General features: G+C 55.5%; 12 protein-coding genes and 1 riboswitch. Of the genes, 3 read left to right on the top strand and 9 right to left on the bottom strand.

Features of this window, described 5'->3' with window-relative positions:
- A partial coding sequence (locus AACS24_RS02385) for a flavohemoglobin expression-modulating QEGLA motif protein (protein ID WP_258223059.1) occupies nucleotides 1-629 on the top strand: 629 nt, incomplete at its 5' end.
- Nucleotides 630-700: 71 nt separating this feature from the next.
- Here the strand turns inward: AACS24_RS02385 and AACS24_RS02380 are convergent.
- Nucleotides 701-1282 (bottom strand): thymidine kinase, encoded by a 582-nt coding sequence (locus AACS24_RS02380; RefSeq protein WP_108572250.1) that lies wholly within the window; start codon nucleotides 1280-1282, stop codon nucleotides 701-703.
- Nucleotides 1283-1373: 91 nt separating this feature from the next.
- Entirely contained in the window at nucleotides 1374-2954 is a 1581-nt protein-coding gene (locus AACS24_RS02375) for a Na+/H+ antiporter NhaC family protein (RefSeq protein ID WP_108572249.1), read from the bottom strand.
- Between the two features lie 88 nt (nucleotides 2955-3042).
- Nucleotides 3043-3214, bottom strand: a riboswitch (Lysine riboswitch).
- 302 nt (nucleotides 3215-3516) lie between these two features.
- Between AACS24_RS02375 and AACS24_RS02370 the strand changes: the two genes are divergently transcribed.
- Entirely contained in the window at nucleotides 3517-3921 is a 405-nt protein-coding gene (locus tag AACS24_RS02370; protein ID WP_033114565.1) for an H-NS family histone-like protein, read from the top strand.
- A 69-nt stretch (nucleotides 3922-3990) separates the two neighbouring features.
- Here the strand turns inward: AACS24_RS02370 and AACS24_RS02365 are convergent, their stop codons facing one another.
- The 5 genes from AACS24_RS02365 to AACS24_RS02345 form a co-directional block, all read right to left on the bottom strand.
- Nucleotides 3991-4554, bottom strand: a complete 564-nt coding sequence (locus AACS24_RS02365; RefSeq protein WP_108572248.1) for a cob(I)yrinic acid a,c-diamide adenosyltransferase — start codon at nucleotides 4552-4554, stop codon at nucleotides 3991-3993.
- Entirely contained in the window at nucleotides 4551-4781 is a 231-nt protein-coding gene (locus AACS24_RS02360; RefSeq protein WP_033114563.1) for a DUF3820 family protein, read from the bottom strand. The genes AACS24_RS02365 and AACS24_RS02360 overlap by 4 nt, the downstream gene beginning before the upstream one ends.
- Nucleotide 4782: 1 nt before the next feature.
- On the bottom strand, nucleotides 4783-5454 hold the full coding sequence (gene queE / locus AACS24_RS02355) for a 7-carboxy-7-deazaguanine synthase QueE (RefSeq protein WP_033114572.1): 672 nt from the start codon (nucleotides 5452-5454) through the stop codon (nucleotides 4783-4785).
- A gap of 61 nt (nucleotides 5455-5515) precedes the next feature.
- Nucleotides 5516-6223, bottom strand: a complete 708-nt coding sequence (gene queC, locus AACS24_RS02350) for a 7-cyano-7-deazaguanine synthase QueC (RefSeq protein WP_033114562.1) — start codon at nucleotides 6221-6223, stop codon at nucleotides 5516-5518.
- 20 nt (nucleotides 6224-6243) lie between these two features.
- The gene (locus tag AACS24_RS02345) at nucleotides 6244-6867 is read right to left on the bottom strand and encodes a tRNA-uridine aminocarboxypropyltransferase (protein WP_042032304.1); all 624 of its coding nucleotides are present in this window, start codon (nucleotides 6865-6867) and stop codon (nucleotides 6244-6246) included.
- On the opposite strand from AACS24_RS02345, the gene rrtA reads away from it, so the two are divergent.
- Complete coding sequence (gene rrtA / locus AACS24_RS02340) at nucleotides 6866-7459, top strand: rhombosortase (protein WP_082035497.1); 594 nt, start codon at nucleotides 6866-6868, stop codon at nucleotides 7457-7459. The genes AACS24_RS02345 and rrtA overlap by 2 nt on opposite strands.
- On the opposite strand, the gene pyrF is transcribed toward rrtA, so the two are convergent.
- On the bottom strand, nucleotides 7434-8135 hold the full coding sequence (gene pyrF / locus AACS24_RS02335; protein WP_108572246.1) for an orotidine-5'-phosphate decarboxylase: 702 nt from the start codon (nucleotides 8133-8135) through the stop codon (nucleotides 7434-7436). The genes rrtA and pyrF overlap by 26 nt on opposite strands.
- Nucleotides 8136-8153: 18 nt before the next feature.
- The coding region (lapB, locus tag AACS24_RS02330; protein ID WP_258223058.1) for a lipopolysaccharide assembly protein LapB at nucleotides 8154-9171 on the bottom strand (1018 nt) is incomplete at its 5' end.

Below are 9171 nucleotides of genomic sequence, written 5' to 3'. Positions count from 1 at the left end.
GTCGCCAACAACCTTATGCCACCTGGCTGAGCGCCGGTTCGCCACGGATCACCGCCAGTCAGGAGGGACTGGCGGTATTGATTGAGACGCTCACCTTCAGCTCCTTTCCGGATCGGGCCAAGCGCATCTCCGATCGGGTGATGGCCATCGACATGGCCGAGCGTGGTGCCGACTTTATCGAGGTGTTTCAGCACTTTGTGGGCCAGGGCACCAGCGAGCACGATGCCTACAAGATCACCCAGCGGGTATTTCGCGGCGGCATGGTCGAAGGGGGCGCCTGCTTTACCAAAGATCTCTCTTATGTGAGAGGCTATGTGGAGACGGTCAACTTCATCCGCAGCGCCGTACTGGAGGGGGTGCCCGAGATCCTGCCGATGCTGTTTGTCGGCAAGGTGACACTGGACGATATTCCGGTGATCTATCAGCACTATCTGGAGGGATTGATCGCCGCGCCCCGCTACCTGCCGCCGATGTTTCGCGATCTCACCGGCCTCTATGTCTGGTTTGGCTTTGCCTCTGGCATGTCGCTGGTCGATATTGGCCGGGTACAGCAGCACTTTCGTCAGCTGTTTCATCGCCTGCCGGTGGCAGACCCCATCATTGCCCCCGTCGATATCGAAATCGACTGAACGGCAAATAGACAAAAGGGGCGCCAGATTGGCCCCCCTTTTTGATTCATAACCTTGCAGCAAGGTACGGGTTATTTGAACGCCCGCCCTTCCAGATAGTGTTTGCGGCACAGTGACACATAGCGATCGTTGCCACCGATCTCCACCTGTTCGCCATCGCGCATCACCTGACCTGCTTCGTTGACCCGGGAGTTCATGTGGGCCTTGTTGCCGCACCAGCAGATGCTCTTCAGCTCTTCAAACTTGTCAGCCAGACAGAGCAGATGGTAGGAGCCGGGGAACAGCTCGCCACGAAAATCAGTCTTGAGGCCATAGGCCATCACCGGAATATCCTGCTCGTCGACGATACGGGCCAACTGATAGACCTGCTCCTTGGTCAGGAACTGAGCCTCATCCACGATAAAGACATCGATATGTTTCTTGGCATGGCGCTCTTTCACCATTTCAAACAGATCACAGCTGTCGCTGAATACGTCCACCTTCAGTTCAAGGCCAACCCGGGCACTGATCACTCCGACACCGAAACGATCGTCGATGGCTGGGGTCATGGCCAGCGGGTGCATCCCCCGCTCCAGATAGTTGAAGTGTGCCTGAATGAGCTGGGTCGATTTGCCTGAATTCATGGTGGCAAACTTGTAGTGCAGTGAAGCCATGATACTGTTCCGAAACTGAATTTATGGGGCGCATGCTAACCAAAGCCCCCGCCAAAACCAAGGGGCCCGTGGGCCCCTTGCTCTATTAATGTTATGCCGTTGCGAGCGCTGGCTGCGCTTTGGCCTTTTTCAGGTGGTAACTGGTAAAGAGCACAAACCAGAGGGCGCTGACGCTGAAACCGGCAAAACCGGAGTGCATCAACCCCATCACCAGATAACCGAGAGCCGCACCGAAGGCGATGGCCAGCGCATAGGGGAGCTGGGTCATCACGTGATCGATGTGATGGCAACCTGCCCCCGTCGCAGAGAGGATACTGGTACTGGAGATGGGAGAGCTGTGATCCCCAAACACCGAGCCAGCCAAAACAGCAGCCAGCATCGGCAACATCAGGCTGATATCGCTGGCCGCAGCCATGTCACCGGCCAGCGGCAGCATGATGCCGAAGGTACCCCAGCTGGTGCCAGTGGCAAACGCCATGGCGCAAGAGAGAATGAATACCACGGCCGGCAGCACCTCGATTGGCAGATTGCCGTTGGCCAGAGATGCCAAGTACTTGCCAGTCTCCACATCGCGCACTACGGCACCGATGGTCCATGCAAACAACAGGATATTGATAGCCGGCAGCATAGCCATGACGCCTTGCGGCGCGGCCTTGATCCAGTTCTTGGCACCGAGCTTCAGACGCATTGCCAGACCAATGGAAACTACCAGACTACAAATGGCGCCATAGACCAGCGAGGAGCCCACATTGGTGTTTTCGAACGAGCCGAGCACGCTGAAAGGCAGCTCCTTTTCGCTGAGCGCTGCGGCACCCGAGTCGATCATGAAGTAGACGGTGGCAGCGGTCAGAGTCAGGATCGGCAGCACCATGTCGATCATGCCGCCATTGCTCTCCTCCGGACTATCCATATCCAGACCAATGGGGCGCCCCTTGGATTCATCCCACAACTTGCCTTCCAGCGCCCACTGCTCGTGTTGACGCATCGGGCCGATGTCGAGCTGAAACGCGATGACGACCAGCACCATGATCAGGGTGAAGACGGCATAGAGATTCATCGGGATCATCTCGACGAACGCAGAGATGGGGCTCTGATCGGTCAGACCGTGCGCCGCCATGATGCCGCCAACCAATGCGATGATATAAGCGCCCCAAGAAGAGATCGGCATCAGCACGCAGACTGGCGCAGCGGTGGAGTCGAGCAGATAGGCCAGCTTGGCGCGGGAGATCTGGAAGCGGTCGGTCACAGGACGGCAGATAGCGCCCACCGACAGGCTGTGGAAGAAGTCATCGATAAAGAAGGCAAACACCATCATGCCGGTGAGGGTCTTGGCCCCTTTGCGGGTCTTGGCGCGCTTGGCGGCCCACTCGGCAAAGGCGCGGGTTGCACCCGATACGCTCATCAGACTGATGAGGCCACCCAGCAGCAACATAAAGAGCAGCATGTTGATGTTGTCACGGTTGAGTGCACCATCAACCCAGAAAATCTTCAGCACGGTACCCAGCATATATTGCAGGGAGTCGAGGGGGGAAAACTGATTGAGCAACAGACTGCCGGTTAAAATACCGACGCCAAGCGACAGCAGCACGCGGCGGGTCAGGATCGCCAGGGCGACAGCCAATAAGGGGGGAAGTACGGACCAACCGGAGTCGGCGAAATGACTAATGTCCATGATCTCTTTGCACCTAAAGATTACAGGTGGAGATCTACCGAGAGGATCTAAAGAAACAAAACCTATGGGGAGGTTATACTCCTCAGCCCCTTCAGGTAGCGCTCCATAGTGGATGACTATGGCAGTCCTGCACCTATTAGATGCAGAACCAGCAGCCCGGTATGATGGCCTGGCCACTTCGGCGCTGACTCCTTTCCTTGTGCATCATCGGCATCACCCTCCGCACAAGTAGTCATAGGCAGCGCGCCTCTACTTAAAGGTATTCGAGAGACATTTTATCCAGCTGGCAGCTTATAGCAAGTTTTTTGATTAAATAATCATGATGTATGACGTTAGTACACCAAAAGGTAGTCAATTGATGCAGCTTCGCTTCTTTTTGCGACACATTTAACCAATTAAAGCCTCATAAGCATCCATTAATATGATTGAATGCCGAATATAATCTCTCGTGATGACGATTTATCTTCTACTTATTATTTTTACCCTTCTTGACTTATTTAAAGTGACACGTAAAAATCAGGATGAACATAATATTTCCTTCTGACTTGACGTGGACAATCCTATGAATGAATTTTTGAAAGTGCTGCTTAATATCCGCAGTCTGCGTGCCACCTGCCGTGAACTCTCTCTGGAGCAGCTGGAAGAAGCGCTGGAAAAACTCTCAGCAATCGTTGCCGAACGTCAGCAGGATGAAGCCGCTGAGCGTCAGGCTCGTGAAGAGCATCTGCGTAAAATCAATGAATATACCGAAATGCTGAAAGCTGCCGGTATTGATCCTGCAGAGCTGGTCAGCGCTGTTGCAGCTACTCCAGCCAAGGCAGAAAAAGCCAAGCGCGCCCCTCGCCCTGCCAAATATCGTTATGATGATAACGGTGTAGAGAAGACTTGGACCGGTCAGGGTCGTATGCCTTCTGCTATTGCCAAAGCAGTTGAAGCAGGTAAATCACTGGAAGATTTCGCTATCTGATTTCAGTGATAGATACCAATAAAAAACCTCGCTATTGCGAGGTTTTTTTATTGGCTACGTTCTGAATCTTTATCTGCGATCCGTGGCTTTGACCCAGAATACTTCTTGTCCCTCTGACTTGCAGATCAGATAACGGGCAATGGTAAAGAACCAGTCGCTCATCCGGTTGAGATAAGCCAGCGCATCAGGATTGACGCACTCTTCGCGACTCAGGGTCAACAGCAGGCGCTCACAGTGACGAACTAGCGTCCGCACCACATGGGCCTGCGCAGCCGCACGGGAGCCGCCGGGCAGAATAAACTGGCGCAACGGCGGCAAATGTTCGCTGTAGCTGTCTATTTGCTGCTCCAGCCTGTTAATCCATCTCTCATTGACCTGCCAAATTGACTCATTTTGGGCTGCGCTGGAAAATGCCAATTCACCGCCCAGATCAAATAGCTCTTGCTGCAACAACTGCAGATCTGCCAATAAACCTGCTTCTTGCTGGGGGATCTCGCAAATCAGCAGACCTATATGAGAGTTGAGCTCGTCAATATAGCCATAGGTTTCTACCCGCAAATGGTCCTTAGCCAAACGGGTACCATCTGCCAACCGGGTCATCCCCTTGTCACCCTGCCGGGTATATATTCTCATTCTGACATCCTGTTAATAATGGGAATAATCATCGACTCCAGCCCGTTGAGCTTGATCTCGTATGCAAGAGCCAATGTCTGGCCCAGTTTACCCGCCGGAAAACCACTGCGGGCCATCCACACCAGATAAGGCTCCGGAATATCGATAATGCGCCGCCCCTGATATTTGCCGTAAGGCATTTTATGGCTCAGGGTAAGCAGCACCTGCTCATCGGATAGCCACTCCATATTAATCGATATCCAGATATTTATGGGTCTGAATAGAGAGTCGCCAATTACGGGCAATACAGGTTGCCATCGCGAGCTGGGTGGCTCGTGGTTTCTGACTGATAGGCTGCAATGCGATAACAACATCCGGGCGCAGGTTCGCGGTAACCAGCAGAGTATCAAGCTCTTCGATATGATGTTCTGTTGCCACCGGATGCTTGATCTCGTTGGCCCGCTCAAGCGCAGAGACCAGCACCGGCAACCCGCCTTTCATGCCGATCTTGGGTGATACCGTGACCCAGGTCTGCTCATGAGTCTTGATTTCGCTGGTACCACTGGTTTCAATCTGAACCTGATAACCCGCTGCCAACAGCGCTGACGAGAGCTCGGTCAGATCGTAGAGACAGGGCTCGCCACCGGTGATCACCACATGACGCGCCTGATAGCCAAGCTCGACAAAGCTGGCGAGGATCTGCTCGGTAGTGAGCTGGCTCCAGCAATCCGACTCGTTGGAACGATCCAGCACACGCTCTCTGCCCACTTCACGAGCAGGATCGACCACCCAGGTATGTCGGGTATCGCACCAGGGGCAGCCCACCGGGCACCCTTGCAGGCGAACGAAGATGGCAGGCAGGCCGGTAAAGACCCCCTCCCCCTGGATGGTCTGGAATATCTCGTTGATTGGGTAGTGCATCTTGGTCACAGCTTGTTGCAAAAGCCGCGGATTATACCCCAATCATCAGCCAGAGGCAGGCTCATGCTCCGCTTTTCTCACCCAGTCCGGTTTTCTCACGCATTTTGGCCATGATCCCCGCTTTGTCTGCCTGATAACCGTCCAGTCCGCGGCTACGCAGATTACATGCGGGACAGGTGCCGCAACCATCGCCCGCGATGCCGTTGTAGCAGGTCAGCGTCTGCTGGCGCACCGTATCGAGATGGCCATAGTGATCCGCCAGCGCCCAGGTTTCGGCCTTGTCGAGCCACATCAGCGGTGTTTCAAAACGGATGCCGCGATCCAGCCCCAGGGAGACCGCCTGATTGAGTGCCTTCACGAACTCGTCGCGACAGTCGGGATAACCGGAAAAATCGGTCTCGCATACCCCGGTGATCACCGCTTCGGCACCGACCTGATAGGCATAAATAGAGGCCAGCGTGAGGAACAGGATGTTGCGGCCCGGCACGAAGGTATTGGGCAGGCCATTATCCTGCAGATCACAGCTCACCGGGATATCGTCACGAGTCAGCGCCGAGATAGCCAGCTCGTTGAGCAAGGTAACATCCATCACCTTGTGGGCGGTGACACCCAGCAGTTGCACCAGGTGGCGGGCGGTATCGATCTCTTCCCGATGACGCTGGCCATAGTCGAATGTGATCGCATGAACTTCGTCATAATTGGCCAGCGCCTGAACCAGACAGGTAGTGCTGTCCTGACCGCCACTAAATACCACAACTGCTTTTTTCATATGGAGAACTCCTTGCAATGTCATGTCCGGCGCCCCTCGGCAAAGGCTTGCCACTGGGTATTGAGCCGTTCGAAAAGGGTAAGCAGGGGGGCATAGCGTTCGGGCTCGCCCTCCCATTGAGATAACAGATGGTAGCCCGCCTCTATGGTCGAAAGGGCTTCAGGAAACGGCTTTTTACGAATCGCATATTGCCCTGCGATGGCACCTAGTCCGATCCGCGGCAAGCGGGCAAGCGCCGGGTTGCTCTGCAACATCCGAAAGGCTTTGCGCCAGGTGCCATCGAGCAGAATAAAAGCCACGGATGTCGCACCTGATGAGACACTTTCCATCTGCTGTCTCAGTTCTACTGGCGAAATAGCCTCTTCATCCGGCCAGAGCAGATAACAGCGTAAAGAGGGGTCGGCAAGCAGGTCGTTGAGCCACGTATCGCCGGAAAAATCCTCCCCGACCCGGATCTCTGCCTGTTGCAACGAGGCAGCCAGCAGTGCTGCCGTGCCCTTTGGGTGGGCCACTTCATAGGGATGCTGAAGAATGTAGAGAGGCGTACGGTTTTCAAGTGGCACGATATATTCGCATAGGCACGCTTTGAGGGCTCGGGTACAGCGTGTACAGTATCGACTGTTTTTGTCGTTGGGCTGTTTCATGTCGTCAGAAAAATCTGGATTGTTCTGGGTTATCACGCTCTCTCTCACCAGCTTGCTGCTTTTTGTTACCGTACCGGATCTTCAGCTCTCCTTCGACCGGGCAGAGATTGCTCAAGGTGAAGGGTGGCGGATCATAACAGGCAATCTGGCTCATACCAATCTGTGGCATCTGCTGCTCAATCTGGCAGGTTTAATTATTCTCTACTGCCTGTTTCGCGACTATCTGGGCAATAATCGGCTACCACTCCTGATGCTGCTGCTCTGGGGGGCCGTGGGGCTCGGGATCTGGTTCTGGTACCCCCACACCCAGTGGTATATGGGGCTGTCGGGCTCACTGCACGGACTGTTTGTCTGGGGAGCCATCCAGGATATCCGGCATGGTCGCCGTACATCGGGCTGGCTGCTGCTGGCTGGCGTGGGACTCAAGCTGGCAATGGATTTCTATAATGCAGGCGAGAGCCCGATATCGACCCTGATCGGCGCCAGAGTCCACATAGAATCTCATCTGATCGGTGCAGGTGCAGGCCTGCTACTCAGCCTGCACCCGGTCTCGGTGACTGCCGGGCTTACTCCCCCGCCAACTCGCGATTGATGGCAGCCAGCATCGCGGCCGGATCAGCAGCCTGAGTGATGGGGCGGCCAACCACCAGATAGTCGGACCCCGCATCTACTGCCGCTTTCGGCGTCATCACGCGGCGCTGATCACCAGCTTCGGTGCCGCTTGGACGGATCCCCGGGGTCACCAGCTTGAAATCAGCCCCCAGCAACGCCTTCAGCTCGCGTGCTTCGTTGGCCGAGCAAACCACACCGTCAAGCCCGGACTCCTTGGTCAGCCTGGCCAACCGGATCACCTGCTCGGCAGGGGTCACATCAAGGCCCAGCGGTGCCATGTCGGATTGCTCCATGCTGGTCAGCACGGTCACCCCAATCAGCAGCGGCGCCTTGTCACCGTAAGGCTGCAGCGCATCGACGGCTGCCCGCATCATTCGCTCGCCACCACTGGCATGCACGTTGACCATCCAGACACCAAGCTCGGCACTGGCTGCTACCGCCTTGGCGACGGTATTGGGAATGTCGTGAAATTTCAGATCCAGAAAGACATCAAATCCCTTGGCAACCAGCTGGCGTACAAACTGCGGGCCAAAAAGGGTAAACATCTCCTTGCCAACCTTGAGACGGCACTCGGCCGGAGAAATACGTTCAACGAACGCCAAGGCATCTGCTTCGTTCTGATAATCCAGCGCTACCAGTACTTTTGGATCGAGCATCTCACTTCCTATTGATGGTTATTCACCGTCCAGACCACGGATCGGCTTGATGGAACCCCACTGCCGGCAGGATGGGCACTGCCAGAACAACGAGTGAGTGGCAAAGCCGCACTGCCGACACTTGTGGGTTGATTTGATTTTGATCTGTTCGCCAACTAGCTGTTGCAACAGCTCGAGACTCTCCTTGGCCGGCCCCTCCTCCGCACTGGCCAGCTGAAAGCCGACCAGTTGGTAAAACCCTTTCATGGAGGGGTGACGGCGCAACTGGCGAAGCACCAGAGAGCGAGCCTGACTCAGGCCATCACGCTCCTCGACCAGCTGGGCAAGAGCCAGCGTAACCGTCACACCAGCATGCTCTTCAACCGCTTTCTCGAGCAGCGGGATCAGGGTGTGAGTACGCCCCAATTGCTGATAGCACTCGAGCAACTTGGGCATCGCTTCCGAGGCAAAATCGATATCCTGCTCAAATACCCGCAGCAGCTCCTTGCTTGCCTGTTCATACTCCCCCTCTTCCATTGCCAGCTCAGCCAGACGCAGACTGGCACGGGCACAGCCTGAATTGACGCTGAGCGCTCGCTTGAACTTGGCAAGCGCAGTGGACTTGTCGCCGTCACGCAGCGCGCTTTCAGCCTGCTCGCAATAAAAGTGGGAGATGGGGTCAGCCAGCTTCTTGCCTTGATACTTTTGCAGGCGAACCGCCACCGAGATGGCATTGTCCCAGTCACGCAGTTGCTGATGGATGATCAACAGCTGAGCCAGCGCCGTCTCTTCGAAGTCACTGTCTTCGCACAGCTCGTTCCAAAGCGCTTCGGCCCGGTCCAGCAAGCCAGCGGCAAGAAAGTCGCGGGCCAACTCCTGAAGCGCAAGCTGGCGCTGCTCGCGAGTCAACTGGCGGGTGACCAGGTTCTGGTGGATCTTGATGGCTCTGTCTACCTCGCCACGTTGGCGAAACAGGTTGCCGAGAGAAAGATGGGTTTCGATGGTTTCACTGTCCACTTCCAGCAGCTGGATAAAGAGATCCACCGCCTTGTCGGAT

Origin of the sequence: Aeromonas sp. HMWF016, assembly GCF_963878195.1 — a bacterium.
GTDB classification, from domain to species: domain Bacteria; phylum Pseudomonadota; class Gammaproteobacteria; order Enterobacterales; family Aeromonadaceae; genus Aeromonas; species Aeromonas lacus.
This window is presented reverse-complemented; position numbering and strand designations above follow the sequence as displayed.